Annotated in this window: 21 protein-coding genes; 5 read left to right on the forward strand and 16 right to left on the reverse strand. The window is 33.4% G+C overall.

What is annotated here, in order from left to right; translation table 11 throughout:
• Positions 1 to 486: 486 nt before the first annotated feature.
• From perR to bcp, 3 genes are all read right to left on the reverse strand, one after another.
• Positions 487 to 942: a peroxide-responsive transcriptional repressor PerR gene (gene perR / locus HMPREF2580_RS03425; RefSeq protein WP_037541849.1), complete on the reverse strand. Its 456-nt coding sequence runs from the start codon at positions 940 to 942 to the stop codon at positions 487 to 489.
• 95 nt (positions 943 to 1037) lie between these two features.
• On the reverse strand, positions 1038 to 1988 hold the full coding sequence (locus HMPREF2580_RS03430; RefSeq protein WP_070830414.1) for a phosphoglycerate dehydrogenase: 951 nt from the start codon (positions 1986 to 1988) through the stop codon (positions 1038 to 1040).
• Positions 1989 to 1993: 5 nt separating this feature from the next.
• Complete coding sequence (gene bcp / locus HMPREF2580_RS03435) at positions 1994 to 2449, reverse strand: thioredoxin-dependent thiol peroxidase (RefSeq protein WP_002445512.1); 456 nt, start codon at positions 2447 to 2449, stop codon at positions 1994 to 1996.
• Positions 2450 to 2529: 80 nt separating this feature from the next.
• Here bcp and HMPREF2580_RS03440 point away from each other — a divergent pair, with 80 nt between their 5' ends.
• Both HMPREF2580_RS03440 and HMPREF2580_RS03445 read left to right on the forward strand, forming a co-directional pair.
• Positions 2530 to 3822: a glutamate-1-semialdehyde 2,1-aminomutase gene (locus HMPREF2580_RS03440; RefSeq protein WP_070830416.1), complete on the forward strand. Its 1293-nt coding sequence runs from the start codon at positions 2530 to 2532 to the stop codon at positions 3820 to 3822.
• A 483-nt stretch (positions 3823 to 4305) separates the two neighbouring features.
• Positions 4306 to 5400, forward strand: coding sequence for an FUSC family protein (locus HMPREF2580_RS03445; protein WP_070830418.1), 1095 nt, complete (start codon positions 4306 to 4308; stop codon positions 5398 to 5400).
• A gap of 97 nt (positions 5401 to 5497) precedes the next feature.
• Here the strand turns inward: HMPREF2580_RS03445 and HMPREF2580_RS03450 are convergent, their stop codons facing one another.
• From HMPREF2580_RS03450 to mutY, 3 genes are all read right to left on the reverse strand, one after another.
• Positions 5498 to 7234 (reverse strand): ABC transporter ATP-binding protein, encoded by a 1737-nt coding sequence (locus HMPREF2580_RS03450; RefSeq protein ID WP_070830420.1) that lies wholly within the window; start codon positions 7232 to 7234, stop codon positions 5498 to 5500.
• A gap of 282 nt (positions 7235 to 7516) precedes the next feature.
• Positions 7517 to 8059 carry a nucleoside tri-diphosphate phosphatase gene (locus HMPREF2580_RS03455; RefSeq protein ID WP_002445505.1) on the reverse strand — a complete coding sequence of 181 codons (543 nt, stop codon included), beginning with the start codon at positions 8057 to 8059 and terminating at the stop codon, positions 7517 to 7519.
• A 103-nt stretch (positions 8060 to 8162) separates the two neighbouring features.
• A complete protein-coding gene (gene mutY / locus HMPREF2580_RS03460) occupies positions 8163 to 9206 on the reverse strand; it encodes an A/G-specific adenine glycosylase (RefSeq protein ID WP_070830422.1) in 1044 nt (347 codons plus the stop codon).
• 152 nt (positions 9207 to 9358) lie between these two features.
• Here mutY and HMPREF2580_RS03465 point away from each other — a divergent pair, with 152 nt between their 5' ends.
• Positions 9359 to 10336 (forward strand): metal-dependent hydrolase, encoded by a 978-nt coding sequence (locus tag HMPREF2580_RS03465; protein WP_070830424.1) that lies wholly within the window; start codon positions 9359 to 9361, stop codon positions 10334 to 10336.
• A gap of 226 nt (positions 10337 to 10562) precedes the next feature.
• On the opposite strand, the gene HMPREF2580_RS03470 is transcribed toward HMPREF2580_RS03465, so the two are convergent.
• From HMPREF2580_RS03470 to HMPREF2580_RS12165, 7 genes are all read right to left on the reverse strand, one after another.
• The gene (locus tag HMPREF2580_RS03470) at positions 10563 to 11480 is read right to left on the reverse strand and encodes a hypothetical protein (protein ID WP_070830426.1); all 918 of its coding nucleotides are present in this window, start codon (positions 11478 to 11480) and stop codon (positions 10563 to 10565) included.
• Positions 11481 to 11488: 8 nt separating this feature from the next.
• Positions 11489 to 13006: an ATP-binding cassette domain-containing protein gene (locus HMPREF2580_RS03475; RefSeq protein WP_070830428.1), complete on the reverse strand. Its 1518-nt coding sequence runs from the start codon at positions 13004 to 13006 to the stop codon at positions 11489 to 11491.
• 15 nt (positions 13007 to 13021) lie between these two features.
• Positions 13022 to 13336, reverse strand: coding sequence for a YfhH family protein (locus HMPREF2580_RS03480; RefSeq protein WP_002445497.1), 315 nt, complete (start codon positions 13334 to 13336; stop codon positions 13022 to 13024).
• Positions 13314 to 14132: a recombination regulator RecX gene (gene recX, locus HMPREF2580_RS03485; RefSeq protein WP_070830430.1), complete on the reverse strand. Its 819-nt coding sequence runs from the start codon at positions 14130 to 14132 to the stop codon at positions 13314 to 13316. Before recX ends, HMPREF2580_RS03480 begins: the two co-directional genes overlap by 23 nt.
• A 171-nt stretch (positions 14133 to 14303) precedes the next feature.
• On the reverse strand, positions 14304 to 15113 hold the full coding sequence (sgtB, locus tag HMPREF2580_RS03490) for a monofunctional peptidoglycan glycosyltransferase SgtB (RefSeq protein ID WP_070830432.1): 810 nt from the start codon (positions 15111 to 15113) through the stop codon (positions 14304 to 14306).
• A 249-nt stretch (positions 15114 to 15362) separates the two neighbouring features.
• A complete protein-coding gene (locus HMPREF2580_RS03495; protein ID WP_002445490.1) occupies positions 15363 to 15881 on the reverse strand; it encodes a type 1 glutamine amidotransferase domain-containing protein in 519 nt (172 codons plus the stop codon).
• Between the two features lie 181 nt (positions 15882 to 16062).
• Positions 16063 to 16224: an SE1561 family protein gene (locus HMPREF2580_RS12165; RefSeq protein ID WP_002445674.1), complete on the reverse strand. Its 162-nt coding sequence runs from the start codon at positions 16222 to 16224 to the stop codon at positions 16063 to 16065.
• A gap of 152 nt (positions 16225 to 16376) precedes the next feature.
• Here HMPREF2580_RS12165 and yfkAB point away from each other — a divergent pair, with 152 nt between their 5' ends.
• Positions 16377 to 17519, forward strand: coding sequence for a radical SAM/CxCxxxxC motif protein YfkAB (yfkAB, locus tag HMPREF2580_RS03500; protein WP_070830434.1), 1143 nt, complete (start codon positions 16377 to 16379; stop codon positions 17517 to 17519).
• A gap of 239 nt (positions 17520 to 17758) precedes the next feature.
• Here the strand turns inward: yfkAB and HMPREF2580_RS03505 are convergent, their stop codons facing one another.
• The 3 genes from HMPREF2580_RS03505 to HMPREF2580_RS03515 all read right to left on the reverse strand — a co-directional run bounded on the left by HMPREF2580_RS03505 (position 17759) and on the right by HMPREF2580_RS03515 (position 19858).
• Complete coding sequence (locus HMPREF2580_RS03505) at positions 17759 to 18289, reverse strand: acyl-CoA thioesterase (RefSeq protein WP_002445489.1); 531 nt, start codon at positions 18287 to 18289, stop codon at positions 17759 to 17761.
• 111 nt (positions 18290 to 18400) lie between these two features.
• Entirely contained in the window at positions 18401 to 19639 is a 1239-nt protein-coding gene (locus HMPREF2580_RS03510; RefSeq protein ID WP_070830436.1) for an aminopeptidase, read from the reverse strand.
• A gap of 12 nt (positions 19640 to 19651) precedes the next feature.
• Positions 19652 to 19858: a DUF1128 domain-containing protein gene (locus tag HMPREF2580_RS03515; RefSeq protein WP_002445484.1), complete on the reverse strand. Its 207-nt coding sequence runs from the start codon at positions 19856 to 19858 to the stop codon at positions 19652 to 19654.
• Between the two features lie 140 nt (positions 19859 to 19998).
• On the opposite strand from HMPREF2580_RS03515, the gene HMPREF2580_RS03520 reads away from it, so the two are divergent.
• Positions 19999 to 20463, forward strand: coding sequence for a low molecular weight protein-tyrosine-phosphatase (locus HMPREF2580_RS03520; RefSeq protein WP_002445482.1), 465 nt, complete (start codon positions 19999 to 20001; stop codon positions 20461 to 20463).
• The last annotated feature ends 3 nt before the right edge of the window (positions 20464 to 20466 follow it).

Below are 20466 nucleotides of genomic sequence, written 5' to 3' on the forward strand. Positions count from 1 at the left end.
ATTGTCATTCAGTTTTCAATGTTCATTTAACACTTACAATACATTATTGTATCTAAATCAATTTAATAAGTCAAGAATAAATTCTTTCGTTTATTTCTTGTTTCTTGTTAATTAATTCAACAAATAATATCTTATAATGTTTCGTTTAAAAGTTCAATAGTCAAAATTACACTTTATTAACATTAACTTTAAGGTTTTTACTTAAAGTTTTCAATTAATTAATCTGTTTTTGACGACTTTTATATAGTATCAAGTAATAAGACTATCGTCAATCAATTTATTAGAGTTTTTAAGGTTAAATTTACCTTATCAGTGAATTAATTTCTTCATTAAGAACAATTAGACTTTATAGTGTAATTAGCTTTTACTACGCAACCATTATCAATTCATCATCTGGATCTAAATTACCTCACAATTACATGAGTTTATACAGAAAAACTAGGCAACCTCTCAAGAGAAGTTGCCTAGTTCATTAGTTTAAAGTTTTTAGTTATTATCTTTTTCTTTACATTCTTTGCATGTGCCGTAAATTTCCATTCGATGATGTGTAATATCGAAGTCAGTAACATGTTGTGCTAAGTGTTCAACTTCATCAAGTTGAGGATAATGGAAGTCTACGATTTTACCACATTTTTCGCATATAACGTGATAATGATTATGTGTATTGAAATCAAATCTACTTGATGCGTCACCATATGTGAGTTCCTTAACTATGCCAATATCTTTAAATACTCTTAGATTATTATAGATAGTTGCTACACTTATATTAGGAAAATCAGGTGAAAGTGCTTGGTAAATCTCATCCGCAGTTGGATGTGAATGTGAAGAAATGAGATAACGTATAATTGCTTGTCTTTGTGGTGTAATACGTATGCCTGCTTTTCTTAAAGACGCAATTGATTCTTCAAGTTCATGTTCAATTGACTCTAAATCCGCACTCATTGAATTCACCATCTTTCTAATTAATAATAATTATTACTTAATATTAATATAACTGTTCGTAATAATGAATGTCAATAAGTACGTATTGTTTTCAGTCAATAGCCTTTATTTAAGTCCACCCTATTCTCAATTACATCATTCTTATTGAGAAAATGCTTTAAATTCTTTTCAAATATTGCTGTAACATCTCGATTAATATGCTTATCATTACCTGTGATATGAGCCGTAATTGTTACATTATTTAAATCATATAATGGATTATCGCTTGCGAGCGGTTCATTTTCAAATACATCTAAATAGGCATGTCTAATGATTTGATTTCTTAAAACATCTATTAATAGTGATTCATCGACGACAGTACCTCGTCCTATATTAATAAACAATGCATCGTCTCTCATTTGTTCAAAATGGTGTTTCTGAAGCAAGTGTATTGTTTCATTCGTTTCAGGTAAAGAATTAACAATAATATTTGCTTCTCCAATCACTTTATCAATTTCTTCTATAGTATATGTTTCGTCAAAGTGATCTTTCATATGACCTGATTTACTGACTCCGACAATTTTCATTCCAAACGCTTTGGCCAAATACGCAGTTTTTTGCGCAATAGCACCAGTGCCTAAAAATAAAAGTGTTTCACCGTTCACCCTATGACCTGTCAATTTAGAGTCAAATCGATGTGCCAATTGATTCTCATATGAAGTTCGCATTTTTTTATAATCATCTAAAATAAATGCAATAATATACTCTGATAGTTGTTTAGCTTGTACGCCTCTCCCGTTTGTAACGATAATTCCTCTTTCATTAATATAATCTAATGGAAGGTTATTTACTCCTGTAGCATACCAAGCAATCCATTTTAAATTTTTACATTCTTCTATGAATGCTTTATCTATACTTCCATCATACCCAATGAGTATATCTAATGTTTCCCTATCTTCAGTTGGAATGGTTTCCGCTTTTTTATAAAACTTAAACTCCTCATTAGGAAACTTTTTAATAAGTTCATCTTCTAAATCTTTCAATCTAATCAGGCTTACGATTTTCACTTAAATCACCCCAGGATATTTTTTAATTCCTCTATCTGAGTTTTGACTTTAACTTTTTCAATAACATCCATAATATATCCATTTTCATCAATCACAAACGTCGTTCTAACAATACCCATGCTTTCTTTGCCGAAAGATTTCTTTAATTGATAAACACCTACTTCATTTGCCAACTTATAATCTTCGTCGACTAATAAGTCGAAGTTAAGTTGATGCTTTTCGATAAAGTTTTGATGTTTCTTTTTAGAATCTCCGTTAATTCCATAAACATCTACGTCAAGTTCATTAAAATCTGATAAATGGTCTCTAAAGTCACATGCTTCAGTTGTACATGTCGGTGTATTGTCTCTTGGATAGAAATATAAGATTGCTTTACGCCCTTTTAATGTTTCATTAGTAATTACCTCTCCATTTTGATTTTCTAATGAAAATGAAGGAAATTGTTCGCCTTTATTTAACATATGCTCACCTATTTCTTAATAATGTTGATTTTATGATACGATATTAGATGAAAATATTAAATTAAAAGAGGTTGATAGATATGAATTTTACTGAAAGCGAACGTCTTCAGGAACTATCTAATGAATATATATTAGGTGGCGTTAATTCACCTTCACGTTCTTATAAGGCAGTTGGTGGCGGCGCTCCAGTTATGATGAAAGAAGGTCATGGTGCTTATTTATATGATGTAGATGGCAATAAATTTATTGATTATCTTCAAGCATATGGACCAATCATTACTGGTCATGCACATCCACATATTACTGAGGCAATTCAGGATCAAGCTGCTAAAGGTGTTCTATATGGCACGCCTACTGAACTTGAAATTGATTTCTCTAAAAAGTTAAGAGAAGCTATTCCCTCACTAGAGAAAATACGTTTCGTCAATTCAGGTACTGAAGCAGTGATGACAACGATCAGAGTTGCTCGTGCCTATACTAAGAGAAATAAAATTATTAAGTTTGCCGGATCTTATCATGGTCATTCTGATTTAGTTCTTGTTGCTGCTGGAAGTGGTCCTTCTCAATTAGGTTCTCCAGATTCAGCAGGTGTCCCTCAAAGCGTTGCTCAAGAGGTAATTACTGTACCTTTCAATGATATCGAATCATACAGAGAAGCAATCGATTATTGGGGAGATGAAATTGCGGCTGTACTTGTTGAACCGATTGTTGGTAACTTTGGTATGGTTATGCCTCAGCCAGGATTTTTAGAAGAAGTGAATAAAATCTCACATGATAATGGTACATTAGTAATTTACGATGAAGTGATCACAGCATTCCGTTTCCATTATGGTGCTGCCCAAGATTTATTAGGTGTTAAACCTGACTTAACTGCATTCGGTAAAATCGTTGGAGGTGGCTTACCTATTGGTGGTTACGGCGGTCGCCAAGATATTATGGAACATGTTGCGCCATTAGGACCTGCCTATCAAGCTGGAACGATGGCTGGAAATCCATTATCTATGAGAGCAGGTATTGCTTTATTAGAAGTATTAGAACAAGACGGTGTCTATGAAAAATTAGATCAATTAGGTCGACGCCTCGAAGAAGGATTACTTAAATTAATCGAAAAACACAATATTATAGCCACAATTAATAGAATATATGGCTCACTGACATTGTACTTCACAGATGAAAAAATTACGCATTATGAACAAGTTGAAAATTCAGATGGCGAAGCCTTTGCTAAGTTCTTCAAATTAATGTTACATCAAGGTATTAATTTAGCACCTTCAAAATTTGAAGCTTGGTTCTTAACTACAGAACACACAGAAGAAGACATTGATCAAACACTCGAAGCCGCTGATTATGCATTTAGCCAAATGAAAAAATAATCCCCCTTCTTAAACATGATCTTATTGGCTAGAACAAAAACTTTATTGAGGATAGATAAACTTAGTATTGATGGCGACACGCCTGCAGGAATAGCATGCGTCTTGAGACTACTTGTAAGTCGTTTGATTTTTAAAAGACAGGCTACGCAGTAGCTGATTGATATTGAGCTCATAAAATGGCTCAACATCTAATCATCCTTGCGGGGGTGATAATACGAATTCTTAAATTCTAGAATTCTGTATCACTCCCAAGTCATGCCCGCGGCAAGGGAGCTAAACAATACGAAGTGTTTATAATCATAGTCTTAACTTCAAACCTCTGCTCAATCCGGGCAGAGGTCTTTTTTGTATCACAAAATTTTCAAAAAGAATGTGCAAAGATCATTTGTATTAACTTGAAAATTTTAGCATCTCGGTGTATAACAATAATGAATGAGAATATATAATTATATAATTCAAAATTAAATCGAAGGAGCGTTATATTTGAGACTAGGAGCTCGGATTTTCAAAACTGGTATAGCCATCATATTAGCTATGTCTATCGCTTCTTTACTTCCGGCAAATATTGGTCTGAAAGCACTCGCTGGTGTCAGTGCAGTTGTAGCGATGCAACCAAGTGTTTATCGCTCTATTAAAACTGTTTCAGAACAAGCCATAGGTAATATTATTGGTGCCATACTTGCCGTGACCATGGTAACTATTTTTAGTAATAACTTCATCATAATGGGCGTTACGGTTATCTTATTAATCGCAATTCTATTCAAATTTAACCTAGCCCACGTTGCTACCCTAGCAAGTGTGACTGCTCTAGTAATTATGGGGCAACACACTGGTTCTTTCTATGTAGCGGCATTCTTTAGATTCGCTCTCGTAATGATAGGTGTACTAAGTTCCTCAATTGTCAATTTAGTATTTCTACCTCCAAAATTTGAAACCAAAATTTATTACAACTCAATGAATATTTCATCTGATATCTTTGTGTGGTTTAAACTTGTGCTTAATGATACTTCAGAATTTCATAATATTAAGCAAGACTGTACGCAACTTAACTCACGTATCACTAAATTAGAGCAAATCTATGATTATTATAATGAAGAGAAACCTTTAACTAAGAAGCATATCTATCAACAGAATAGAAAGAAGATACTATTTAAAGAAGTAGTAAGAACGACTAGACAAGCCTATGAAGTATTAAATCGTATGTCACGTTTTCAAAATGACTTACATCAACTTAACAATCAATTATTATTACAAATTAAACTTGAATTGGATTCGTTAGTTGCAGTTCATGAACAAATTTATAAAAGTCTATCTAAAAAGGCAAAATATGATGTTACACAGCTAGATTACGAAGTAGATAATCCACAAAAGAAAAACTTGATGGATGCCTTCCAACAAGAATTAATTAACAATCCTCATCAAACTCGTTATTCCTATGGTAATATGATGCAGATTATTGCAGCAATAGAGGAATACAGATATCACCTTGAACATTTAGATAGAATTCGATTAAGTTTCTTCACTTATCATCGTTCAGATTCAGACATTGATATTTCCGAGGAAGATTTTGATTTGTAACATATGACAAAACCACCTTTATTCTACAATCAACCATAGAATAAAGGTGGTTTTGTTTATAAATAATTATATTAGCGTTAAAGTTGCATCATTCTCATTATAAATTTTGGATGCTGTATAGATGTTCGTAAGCACCTTTTTTCGCAATTAATTCTTGATGTGTACCCGTTTCCACGATTTGTCCATTTTCCATAACAACAATCTTATCAGCATGTGTAATCGTAGACAGACGATGTGCCACAATTAAGGTTGTTCTATCTTTACTTAATACATCAAGTGCTTCCTGAATGATGACTTCACTTTCTAAATCAAGTGCACTCGTTGCTTCGTCTAAGATCAGAATAGGCGGGTTATTTAAGAAGATTCTAGCAATAGAAAGACGTTGTTTCTGACCGCCGGAAAGTTTCACACCTCGTTCTCCAACTTCAGTGTCGTAACCTTCAGGTAAATTAATAATAAAGTCGTGCGCATTTGCCATCTTAGCCGCTTCGACGATTTCTTCTTCTGTCGCGTCAGGTCGACCTAGCAAGATGTTTTCTCTCACTGTATCTGAAAATAAAATATTGTCTTGTTGTACGAGTCCTATCTGATTTCTTAAACTGCCAGTTAAGAAGTCTTTAACGTTATTTCCATCAATATTTATTTCTCCAGCAGTTACATCATAAAATCTAGGTATTAAACTAATGAGTGTCGATTTACCGCCACCACTCATACCAACAAAGGCCACTGTTTCACCTTTATTAATTGTAAGGTTAATGTCATGTAACTCTTCTGATTCATTTTCATTATACTTAAAGCTCACATGATTCAAATCAATTTGACCTTTTTTAATTTCGATAGGTTGTGCACCGATGCCATTCTTAATATCATAATCTTCGTCCATCAATTGGAATACCCTATCCATTGAGGCGAAACTTTGGGTCAATGTCGTAAATGATGATACAAGTCTTCTTAATGGTCCAAAAAGTTGTTCCAAGTACCCTACGAAAGCTGCTAAAGTACCAACAGTAATAGAGCCATTAATCACTAAATAAGCGCCAACACCAATGACAATGATTGGTCCTAAGTCTGTAACAGTATTAATTGCTGCAAAGGAATATGCATTCCATCGTGTGTGCTGGAAAGCACGCTTTAAGAAGTGACCATTTCGATGATCGAAGTTTTTCGCTTCATTATCTTCAATTGCAAAACTTTTTATCACAGACATACCCTGAACACGTTCATGTAAGAATCCTTGAACTTCTGCTAGCGCTTGTGAACGTACGCGAGTTAATTGTCTTAATCTTCCAAAGAAGAAATAGACCGTTAAAATATAGAATGGGAAGATAAATATCGCTGCAATTGTCAATTTCACATCCAAGAAGAACATGATTGATAAAGCGATAATTATTGTTACGCAATCTAACCAAATGTTCATTAATCCTGTAAGAATGAAGTCTTTCGTTTGTTCTACATCATTAATGACACGAGAAATGACTTGTCCTACTTGATTATTAGCATAAAAACGTGCACTTAATGCCTGTAGATGATTATATAATTGTTTACGAATGTCATATAAAATTTTGTTACTTGTCCATTGAGCTAAATATTGTCTTATATACTCAATGGGTGGTCGAACAATTAAAAATATAAATAGCGCTATGCCAATCGCCACACCGAGATGACTGAATTTCTCACTATTTGAAAGTGAGTGATTATTAATCACGCCGTCAATCGCATATTTAATAAGCAATGGAATTAACATAGGTATACCGAATTTGATAATACCCACGATAATTGTTGCTATAATACGATATCTATACGGTTGAACGAATTTTAAATATCGTTTAATCATGCGTATTTACCCCCTGTGATGCACGCAGATTTTATTTATCAAAAATGAACAGAGGTTGAACACATTTCAATCGCTTACCACTATTTGTAAGCAACGTCATGATAATGTTTCAACCTCTGATTTAAAATACTATACAAGCTTATATTACGATGTTAAGTCATTCTTTATAATGGTGGAATAGTCTCATTGCAAGATTGTAATACATTTAAATCATGAATACGATTTATTGTTTAATACCTTTAACAATATAAAGCATTGATTCAAGTATTACATCTATTTTGCTTAATAATCTCTAATCTTTTTATAACGTTCTTTCCATACTTTAATAAAATCTGGCGCAAATGGCCCCTTCTTCTGTTCTATCCATTGTTGTAAGATATCAACATTTCTTCTTAAAATCACATCAATATCATGAGGATAGTTCATTTGATTCATATGTTGTTCGTACTCATCTTCATCTAATAAATGATACTTACCATTGGGATAAACTTTAATATCCAAATCATAATCAATATATTTAAGTGCCTCTTCATCGCACACGAAAGGTGATGATAAATTGCAATAATAATAAATGCCGTCTTCCCTAAACATGCAGATAACATTAAACCAATACTCTGAATGGAAGTATACAATTGCCGGCTCTCTAGTAATCCATGTACGCCCGTCACTCTCAGTCACTAACGTGTGATCATTTCCACCTATAATCACATGGTCAGTACCCTTTAAGATTGTTGTTTCCGACCACACACGATGAATGTTTCCATCATGTTTGTAACTTTGAATCTTAATTGATTCTCCTTCTTTCGGTATGGATTCCTTAACCATACTCCACACCACCTTTAATATTTTTAGCCATTTAGATTATATCATATTTTAATCTACATGCTTAATAAATAAAGGCGCTTCCATTATAAGTGAATTAACACATCTATCCCACTATGAAACGGTATATTTTATCCATTGAAACTGGAAAAGTATGAGCCTCTCTATCATCTAAATCAAACCATTTCATATTTGAAGGCAATTCATCATCTGGAATGTCATGTATCTCAGGTACACTATATACTTTAATATTCCATGTCATATGCGTAAATTGATGTCGTAGTTCATAAATAGGTTCTTCTAAAGATTGAACACGTAATCCAAGATAATCAGAAAGTTGCGCATCTGCATCACTTTCTTCTCTCATAGGAAATTGCCACATACCATTTAATAATTTTTCTTGTCGTTTTTCAAGAAGATATTGTCCTTTATTATTTCTAATAAGTAGAACCTTTTGATTTACTGTTTTCTTTTTAATATTTTTCGTTTTTACAGGAAGTTCCTGTGTGGTCCCTTCGTGGAAAGCTTCACAATTTTCTTGAACTGGGCAAAATAGACATAATGGTGATTTCGGAGTACAAATTAATGCACCCAACTCCATCATTGCTTGATTAAATGTCCCTGAGGCTTCTTGTACATAAGGATTTAATTCCTGCTCGAATGCTTTACGTGTCGATTGCAACTTCGTATCACGATAATCATTATTCAACCTTGACCATACACGAAAGACATTGCCATCAACAGTTGCAAGCGGTTGGTCAAATGCGATACTCATCACTGCCGCTTGTGTATAAGGTCCCACGCCTTTTAACTTTTTGAAAAGTTCTGGTTCAGAAGGGACTTCACCATCATATTGTGCTTCAACTTCTTTAATAGCAGTGTGGAAATTTCGAGCTCGACTATAATAGCCTAAACCTTCCCAATACTTTAGCACTTCATCTTCATTAGCTTCACTTAAACTTGCAACTGTCGGGAAGCGATGAATAAATCTATAGTAATAATCGATCACTGTATTGACTTGTGTTTGTTGCAACATTACTTCACTCAGCCATATATAGTAAGGGTTTGTCGTTTCTCTCCATGGCAAATCCCGTTGATTCTTCTCAAACCAATCTACAATATTCTTTTTAAAAGATTCGTTTTGATACATGCAATTAATCCTTTCTTTACTCTTTCAATTTTGATTCATTTGATGTTAGTCTTTACTTTTAAAAACAATAATCGATTGAAGTAAGTTAATTTTGTTATTGTGACTTTTAGATTATAATATATATTAAATAAAGATGAAAAGAGTGAACAATTATGGACACAGCCACGCACATTGTTATGGGTGTGGGTCTCACTGCGTTAGCTACTCAAGATCCAGTTATGGCAGGCTCATTTGCAGCTACTGCTACAACATTAGTAGCAGGTTCATTAATACCTGATGGCGATACAGTATTAAAATTAAAGGATAACGCGACCTATATCTCCCATCATAGAGGAATTACACATTCTATACCTTTTACCATTTTATGGCCGATTTTAATAACATTTCTAATATTTGTGATTTTTAATCATACTGAGCCACTACACGTGTGGCTATGGGCACAACTTGCCGTCTTTTTACACGTATTTGTAGATATATTTAATTCATACGGCACCCAGGCACTAAGACCTATTACAAATAAGTGGATACAACTAAGTGTGATAAGCACCTTTGATCCAATTATCTTCACTCTACTATGTATTGGCGTCTTACTTTGGATTGTTGGTGTTCATCCTTATCTTGCTTTCTTTCCTATCGTCGCAATTTTAGTCATTTATTATATCGTGCGTTTCATGATGCAAGCAACAATTAAAAAAGAAGCGCTCAAACGTATCGATCGTTCGCATAATGCTGTGAAAGTCTTTGTCGCCCCTACAATCAAATTTCATGTTTGGCGTGTTGCGATTCAAACTGAACAACATGATTATGTAGGCACTGCACGTTGGAAAGACGTTGAATTTACTGATAAAGTAAAACGACAATCTATGACGCCAGACACATTACTATGGAAAGTAAAAGGAAACAAAGATATCTTTACTTTCTTAAATTTCTCTTCTATTTATCGTTGGCAAACAACACCTTTAGAAGATGGTGCAACTGAAATACGATTAATGGATTTAAGATATCTTAACAATGGTCGGTACTCATTCGTCGCAATAGCACATTTAACGCAAGATAACGAAATCGACCACTCCTACATCGGCTGGGTCTTCAGCGAAGACAAACTACAACGCAAACTATACTCACAATAACATACAAAGAAACCAAGGCACCCCTTCCTCCAACCAATGATAAGGGGTGCCTTGGCTTTTATCTAAATTTATCTAAACACTTAATGTCTAAGTATTTTCAAACTGTAAACAAATATATGATTAACCTATCTTCAATACGCTAACAAATTACCGTTAACTTGCAAATGATCACATTCCTTCAAATGACCAATGACCACTTACCTTCAAACTAACACTCACCTTAACGTTAAAGGTTACCATCATTATCATTTACGTTACGAGCGGTATGTCCTTTCACGCTACCATCATGACGTCCATTTTCACCTGTGATATGCTCATCTTTCTTCTTGTCTTCATCTTCATGTTCGATAGCTTTTGAAGTGTCATTATCACCCAAAGTAACTTGACTATCATATTTATCAAAAGCAATGTGACGAACTAGCGCATAATTTATCACACACAAGATTACTAAAAGAAAAATAAAATAAATATGATATGGAATGTTATTCATACTTACTGCTCCAAATACCACCGACTCTGCGCTACCATTCACGAGATAATAAACTGGATTCAACATTAATATATGTTCAATTATTGTTGAATGTGTCTTAGGTATAAATAATATCGGCACGATAAAGAAACAAATCGCACTAGCAATTAAGTATAGCAGATGAAATCGTTTAACAATGAATTGTAATAAACCACACATGACAGCTGCAATTACAATAAATATACTTGCCATGACGCTATAATAAATAAACGCAAAGATTGAAGTATCAAAATTGACTGGCTTTAAAAATGCGATAATTAAACCAAGAACTAACATCGTCACTAAAGTCATCAACGCAATGACAATTAACGGTGTGACAGCTGAAATATGGAAAGACTTCATTACCATATAATCTTTTCTATAATATTTATAGCCTAAGTATATAGAAAACACTATAAGCCCAAAGACAACAAGCGCTGTTACTCTGAATAACCAACGCACTTGTACCAATTCAGTATTATGATTCAAATTGAAGATACCTTCTAAACCTAAAATAAACACAAGACCTATTACAAAACTAATGACAAACCAATGCCAAGTTTGCTTTATCCGTTGAGTACAGTAACCTATCAGATGTGGCAAGTTTTTAAAGTATAAGATTATATTATCTATCATTTTCACACCTACAATTCAATATATATCCATTTGTTATCTTTCATATCTGCTATGAAATAACCATTGCCAGATTTCGTAATCCATACATCTTTTTTTATATTATATTTTTTCTTCAATTCTGTTTTATGTTCCATAGGTACCACAAATCCTGAAAGTGTATCTTCATCTCCGAAAATCATTTTAATCGGTTGTTGAGTGATTGGTACGACATAACGACTATCTTTCTCTGGAACAAGGGTCTTCGTAACTTTGTCATGCTTTTGGTGTAAATGACTATTAAAATACTCTATGTATGTACTATAGTTGGTTTTAATATAAGGTGAAAGCTTTTTAAAACTGTGTGATTCATATAAACCAGCAGGGTTAAAATAGAATAAGTCACTTTTTCCAACCGTATACGTCTTTTGGTTCATTTCTATTCGATATTTTTTACTATTCTCACCTGTAATTGTCGCTAATCCATATTTAGGTAATTCCGTATTCTTTGTACCTTTTAATGTGGTAGAACCATCAAGCGCAAGGCCATAAGCTAATTTATCTTCATATGGATCTTTGCTTTGGTTTTGTATTGCGGCTTGGGTATTATTTTCAGAAATATGAACTTTGCCTAAATTGTTGAAGAGTAATACCCCCATCAAAGCTAGACCAATTAAGAAACTCGCAAATAATGTCCAGAACCTTACTAAAAAGACAGGTGGCTTAGCATGATTATAGCGCTCAATTCTCTTAAAGTTATACGTCATTTCTGGTATACGTGTACGGCTTTTCTTCCAGTCTAAATCGAAGCTTTCCAATTGCATCTTAGAATCAATACTTTGACGGTCCTTTTCATGTTCTCTAAACACAGGCAAAACTTGATTTAGCGAACCCTCTTTACGAATTTGACCATGAGATACCCAAGTGATATAGTTAGCTGTTTCACTAATCTTGTCTATATCATTGTCAATCAATACTAATGTTTGGTTACTTTGTATGTAATCATCTGATAATTCAATTGCTCTTTTGAAGAATACATCATCTAAATGTGTCAATACGTGGCTAAGGATGATGATTTTATTTTGAGAAGAACGGGCGATACTCAGTAATAATTGAGCATACTCAGTTGGAGATAAATTTGAAATACTTGTCTTCGCTTTATCTCCTAAATGTGCCCATTGAATGATTTGTTCTGCCTTGTGGTCATTTACTTTGTAAGGAAATAATTGCACAGTGCTGTCTACAAAATCTTGAACAGTTTGATATGTAACATGACGGTGCTCCATATCTCCATAAAATACATTCTCAGTACGAATAACTTTTCCTTTATCAGGTTTAACAGTCCCACTCAAAATTCTACCAATTAACGTCTTCGAGGATCCTGGTTCACCAATAATACCAAGTGATTCACCTTGATAAATATGTAAAGAGATATTATTTAAATTGATATCTTCTGCATCATATCCAAAGGGCAGATACCATTTCTTTGAGCTTTTATTTCTATAGTAATGTGTCACTTTAAGTAACCTTAATACAATTGAGCTTCCCATTGATTAAACATCCTTCTAAATTTTTAATAATGCTAATGGTAGACCTTCTTCTGGTTCACTACTTTTAATTCTGAACCCCCAAGCAAAAACACCTTTCAGTCTTTCTACTTTGAAGTATTGTTCACTGCCATCATTTAATTTATAAATCTTTCCTATTTCAACTTTATTACGATCAACCAGATAGCTTTCTGCAATGATGACTTTACTTTGGTACACATCGTATTCATTCATAATGCCATTCATTTCAGCTTTACGCATTTTTTCTTTATATGTCTGAATTTCATGTCTTAATTCTTGTTCTGACATCTCACTCAATTTCTTCTGTACCATTTGTAATACCACTTTCTTCTAATTTTGTTTTAATTTTATCATACTTATAACCTTTTCTCATAAGCGCTTCAATGGTTTTCATCATTAATTTTTGACCATCGTATTTTCTACAATTTTTATTATAGACTTTCTCTAAATCACGTTGCAATAAATTATCTAATGTCTCTTCATCTTGGGAAAAGTTGAGCTCAGACATCGCAGCCTGAATCGTCTCAAATGTGAAGCCTTTTTGCATTAAAGCTTGTGAAACTTTTTGTTTTACTTTAACTTCAGGCCCCTTCTTCGTTTTCATTATTTTATTGCCTACTTTAATGACATCTTCAAGAGGTTGTTCTTGTTCATAAAGCGCTGTATAATGATCAATGATTTTAGGTTCAATACCTAATTGATAAAGCTTTTGTTTATATATTTCTGGTCCTTTATCTGTCGTACGAATCATTGTGTTTTTCAAACTTTCAGCATAATCTTCATGATCAATAAACTTTTCTTTATAGCAATAATCAATCACTTGCTCAATTGCATCTTCAGAAATTTCATTTTTTTCTAGATATTGCCGAACTTCTTTTTCAGTACGTTTTTTATAAGATAAATACTGAATCGCCATATTCACACCACGTCTATAGTGATCGTATTTTTGAATTTGTTCCATATCAGCCGCTTCAAGTATTTGATCTTTTTTTAAATTAAATTTAACGAGCGTATCGATATCAATACCCATTTCAAATACACCGTCTAAATATAAGTTGAATCGTTCTTTGTTCTTTTTCTGAACTTCAAGTTTTGTAACTTTAGGCACGTCTCACCCTCCCTTTCCTGAAAATGTTTTAAACATGAATTACCATTATTATGGCACATTTATTACATATTCATAAACAACTATGCCTTTTTTGAGAACCATTATGTAACGATATAAATAAACACCTGCGCTCTATCATTTTCAGTAGAAAGCAGGTGCTTAATTTTGTAATTAATTTCCTAATTGTGACATAGCTTCTTTATATTGTGCGTCTGTAATATAATCTTGCTGTTTCATCTTTTCCAAATTAGCTTTAACACGATTTTTAAAATTCTCAGACATATCATTGACATCATATACACTAGGCGCATTCACTTTACTTGCTAAAATGGCACTTTGTAATACACTTATTTGTGGCATACTTTGATTATTTTTATTCACTGTTGTACCAAAATAATGATTTGCTGCACTTTCAACCGTATACTGATTGTCACCATAATAAATATTATTCACATAAAAACTTAAAATTTCGTTCTTGTTATACTGTTGTTCAACTTTATGCGCAACAAATAATTCTTTAATCTTTCTCATAAATGAACGTTCATTATCGTAATAATAATTTTTGACTACTTGTTGTGTGATGGTACTACCGCCTTGAACATCTCGGTCACTAATGGTTGAAAATAATGCACGTGTTGTTCCTTTTAAATCAAAACCATGATGTTTATAAAAACGTTCATCTTCCATCGATATAAATGCGCCCTTAACATAATTAGGCATGTTATCTGCAGGTACGAAACTATTTTTATTTTCAATTGACTTCAAATCATCAACATTCGCTCTTGAAGATAAGAAATACATCAAACCTAAAAATAAAATAAACACGATAATGACGACGAACAATATTTTTAAAATGATTTTATTAGTTTTCTTCTTTTTTGGTGGTTTACCTACTGGTTGATAATACGTATTATAATGAGGTCTTCGCATTTCACTACGTTGATCATTATAAGAATCCGCATATTTTTCGCTTCTTTTCATGCGTTTGCTCCTTTTTTCTTAAACTCACCCTCTTAAAGTGAGTTTACCAGTAGTTTCATCGTTTAGCTATAGCTTATGATAAAAATCAGTCCCAAGGTGTATCCGTGTCTGGACCCGTTGGCTTAGCTATATTCCAAAATAGCTAAGGATGCTTATTTCAATCACTTTTAAATAAAAATAAAACTGCCAACAGAGTGAATACTCTGTCGACAGCCTCATATCTCATATTAAATTATTTAGAATACTGAATTATGCTTCTAATTGTTTAACAATTTCTCTATTGAAATCGTCTAAATCATCAGGTGTACGGCTTGTTACGATGTTGTTATCAACAACTACTGATTCATCAACAACTTGCGCACCTGCATTTGATAAATCTTTACGTACATTTAATACACCAGTTAATGTACGGCCATTTAAGTCATCAGTATCGATTAATACTAATGGACCGTGGCAAATTGCAAATGTTGGAACATCATTTTTAGTGAAGTATTTAGCAAATGTGCCATAACGACCTTCAGCATCGCCACGTAAGTGGTCAGGTGAGAAACCACCAGGAATTAATAATGCATCATAATCTTCTGGTTTAGCATCTGCAATGCTTACTTGAACTGTAGCTTTTTCACCATGTTTACCTACAACTTCATGTTTTGCAGTATCCCCAATGATTTCAGTTTCAAATCCAGCATTTTCTAAAGCTTCTTTAGGACTTGTTAATTCAATATCTTCAAATTCATCTGCAAGAATGATTGCTACTTTTTTAGTCATAATTAATAATCACCTTTCTCTAATTAATTCTAATCTATATATAGACAAGATGATTAATGTTTAAACATAAGATGTTAAGTCCTTTCATTTCTCACTTTTCTTAAAATAAAAAACAAATCCTCAATTTAGAAATTAAAATAAGAGGATTTGTTAAATCTACATCATTATTATAGTATGAGCCTTATTTTGAAACTTGCTTTACTTTCTCTTCTAATTGATCTAATAGACCAATCCATTCGTCAATATCTTCTACACGTACTTCGTCAGGATTCACATGGTCGATATCCTCTATAAATTTGTTTAGACGTGTTTTAATTTGATCAATTGTTTGTTGTTCATTCATTTAAAATAAGCGCTCCTTCTTTAAATATTTTTTTAAGATACTCATATCCTAACAGAATTTGACAAAAAGCGATATAATCTTAATAATGTTTACTGTACTTTTTACGTAATAAACAAAGTAGATGGAAAGTTTATATTTAGGAGTAATAATTCATGTTGACCACAAATAAAAAACCTATTTCTATCCAAAATGACCCATGGGAAGCGTATAACGATATCATTGATCATGGTGGATTAACATTAAGTAATATAGAATTTACAACAACCAATCTGTGTAATATGCGTTGCAGTCACTGCGCAGTAGGCTATACACTTCAAACAAAAGATCCAGACCCTCTTCCAATGGATATTATTTATCGAAGACTGGATGAAATCCCCAACTTAAGAACGATGTCGATTACTGGTGGCGAGCCAATGTTCTCCAAGAAATCGATTAAAAATGTCGTTAAACCTTTACTTAAGTATGCTTATGATCGAGGTATTTACGTTCAAATGAATTCAAATTTAACATTGCCACAAGACAGATACTTAGATATTGCAGAGTATATCGATGTCATGCATATTTCTCATAACTGGGGAACAATACAAGAGTTTACCGATGTTGGTTTCGGAGCGATGAAGAAGCAACCACCTTTAAAAGCAAAACTTAAATTATATGAACAAATGTTAGATAATTCGAGAACTTTATCGGAACAAGGTATGTTTGTTTCTGCTGAAACAATGCTGAATCAAAGTACGTTACCTTATTTAGATAAAATTCATCATGAAATTGTTAATGATATGAAGTGTAGCCGTCACGAAGTACATCCTATGTATCCTGCTGATTTCGCGAGTCAACTGAATGTTCTTTCACTTAAAGAAATGAAAGACGCCATTAATTACTTATTAGATATTCGCGATGAAGAGACTTGGATGCTATTTGGAACTTTACCTATTTATCCTTGTATTAATGATGAAAATGACCAAAAATTACTACATAGATTAAGAAACGCGAAGAATGTCACAATGAGAAATGACCCAGATGGACGTAGTCGATTAAATGTCAATGTCTTTACTGGCAATGTTATTGTGACTGACTTCGGTGATGAAAATGGTACAATTTCAAACATTCAAAAGGATAAACTCACTGATGTATTTGATCAATGGCTTCATTCAGAATTAGCACAATCACTTAACTGTCACTGCCCTGAATTCCAATGTCTAGGTCCTAATGTATTAGTTAAAAATATGTACTATCCTCAAACAGACTTCAAACTCAAAGAAAAAGAAATGCATTCACGCCACATTTTTTCTTAAGTAATAACAACATACAAAGACGTTAGAATAAGTAGCATTATTCTTAAAAGATAAACAAAGTATTGATGGCGACACGCCTGCAGGAATAGCATGCGTCTTGAGACTACAGGCTCAAGCCATGCCCGCGGCAAGGGAGCCAAGCAATACGAAGTATAAAATATAAAAGTAGCAGTAAGAAGTTTCTAACTGAAATCCTCTTACTGCTATTATTTATGAGAATGATGACTCTGACTGATTGCTTATTTTTCAATATGTCTAACTCTGGATAGATATTCAATCGTTTTCTTACTTTCTGAACGACGTTCTTTGCGTCTTTCAACACGTGAAGGTGCACTTTCATGGAACCACTTTTCAACATCTGTTTCAGGATAGACACCTGGAACATTTATAGGCTTCCCGTCTTCGCCTAGTGCTACAAAAGTTAGAAAACTTAAGGCTGCGAGATGACGCTCATTATTAAAGACATCATCTATAATAATTTGCACACAAATTTCCATTGAACTTGTTCCAGCATATGACACCATCGCTTCATAAGAAAGAATGTCTCCTGTTTTAATTGGTCTTAAGAAATCTACTGAGTCTGTTGAAGCAGTCACCACTTGTGCGCCCGCATGTTTTGTAGCTGAAATAGCTGCTATTTCATCAATATTTGCCATCAAAGAACCACCAAACATTGTATGATGATGATTCGTATCTTGTGGAAATACTTGTCTATGTTTGATACATTTTGCTTCAGACATTGCTTTCATTTTTCTATTTTCATTAGACATACTCTATTTCTCCCCATCTTTATATACCAGAACTTTAACTCCCAGTAAGCTAAATTCATTAATTATTATTATACCTTTTTAATTTTGAAAAGTAATGTGCGTACTGCATTACTAGGCCCAATTACCATTCTCGAAGACTAACTCTTTCGTACCATCTTGTAAAATGCCATAAATCGTTAAATCAGAACTACCAATCATAAAGTCTTCATGGACGTTCGAATCATTTAATCCACTTGCAATTTTTTCTTCTGTCGTCATTTCGGTACCACCTTTAACATTGAAACCATATGCAGAACCGATAGCGAGATGGCAAGAAGCATTTTCATCGAATAGTGTATTGTAAAAAATAGTACGACGATTTGAAATTGGCGAATCATCAGGTACTAAAGCGACTTCGCCTAATCTTCTTGAGCCTTCGTCTGTGTTAATTAAATCTTTAAGAACTTCTTCGCCTTTTTCAGCTTTAACTTCAACGATTTCACCATCTTTGAATGTTAATGTGAATCCGTCGATAATATTACCATTATAACTTAGAGGTAATTTGTTTGTGACATAACCATTCACATTATTTCTATCAGGCGCAGTAAACACTTCCTCTGTAGGAATATTGGCAATAAACGGTTGTCCATCTCCATTGACATAACTTGTTGCATCTTCCCATAAGTGTCCTTTAGGTAAACCAACTGTTAGGTCTGTACCTTCAGAGATATAGTGAAGAGCCTTATAATTCTTTTCTTGAAGTCTTTTGGCATGAACACTTAAAGATTTTACATGGGCATTCCAGTTTTCGATAGGATTATTGCCATCCACTCGCACAATATCGAATACTTCATCTATGAATTTTTCATATGCCTCTTCTTCATCCAAGTCTGGATAAACACGGCGTGCCCAATCTCTTGTTGGGAATGCTGCAACTACCCATGGGAACTGATTCTTTTGACTCGCTTCCATATATGGTTTAAAGCCTTTTGAATACTGAGCTTGATATGCTTTTAATTTATTCACATCAATACCATTAAGTAAATCTGGATCTTCAGCAATTAATGCTAAATTAGCTGCACCACGTTTAACATAATCTAAACGTTCATCAATATCATATTGCTTTAATTCATTATTTTCAAAGTGCTCAACAGATTCATGTTCGAATTTAAGACGTTTCAAACGCGCATCAGCATATTTTACTCGAACATCTGATGCACCTGCTTTATAAGCTTCTTCAACTATTAAGTGCGTTAATTCTAAGGCTTCAACTGAAGAGCGAATAAATACAGGTTGATTCTCTTGAACATTCATGCCTACTTTAACAAGTAGTTCCGCATATTGTTGTAACTTTTCTTGATAATTAGCCATACTGTAGTCCCCCTAATCTTGTCTAAGTTGTCCTAAATGGTCTGCAATCGCAGTGACCTCACTCGGAGAAAACGAATCTTTAGACATTACAAATTCATATATTTCAGTGATTTCTTCGTGATTTGAAGATTTGAATTTATCTGGATTCAGTAACCCTTGATTGACTATATTTAATTTCTTTCTGATTTCTGCAATCATTTCTTCATTTGATAATGACATGGGATTCACCTCTTTAATTCAATATTCTATCAAATTACCATACTTTATTAAACTTTAATAGAATTTGAGGTTAAGTACTTTCTTATTGTTTAAATACTCTATAAAATGGGGATATAGTTACATAGTTTGGAGGAATAATTATGGTAGACGTAGCATTTGTATGTCTCGGTAATATATGTCGTTCTCCAATGGCTGAAGCTATCATGAGACAAAGGCTGCAAGACAGAGGCATTTCAGGTATTACAGTTCACTCACGAGGTACAGGACGTTGGAATTTAGGCGAACCACCTCACGAAGGTACCCAAGCGATATTGAAAGAACACAATATCCCCTTCGATCATATGATTAGTGAACTTTTTGAACCAAATGATGATTTTGACTATATTATAGCAATGGATCAAAGTAACGTGGATAATATTCGCCAAATCAATCCAAATCTACACGGACAATTGTTCAAATTGCTAGAATTTAGTAACATGGAAGAAAGTGATGTACCAGATCCGTATTACACAAACAATTTTGAAGGTGTATTTGAAATGGTACAATCATCATGTGATAATTTAATTGATTACATCGTAAAAGATGCAAATTTGAAAGAGGGGTAATCA

Origin of the sequence: Staphylococcus sp. HMSC036D05 (assembly GCF_001836225.1) — a bacterium.
Taxonomy (GTDB): domain Bacteria; phylum Bacillota; class Bacilli; order Staphylococcales; family Staphylococcaceae; genus Staphylococcus; species Staphylococcus caprae.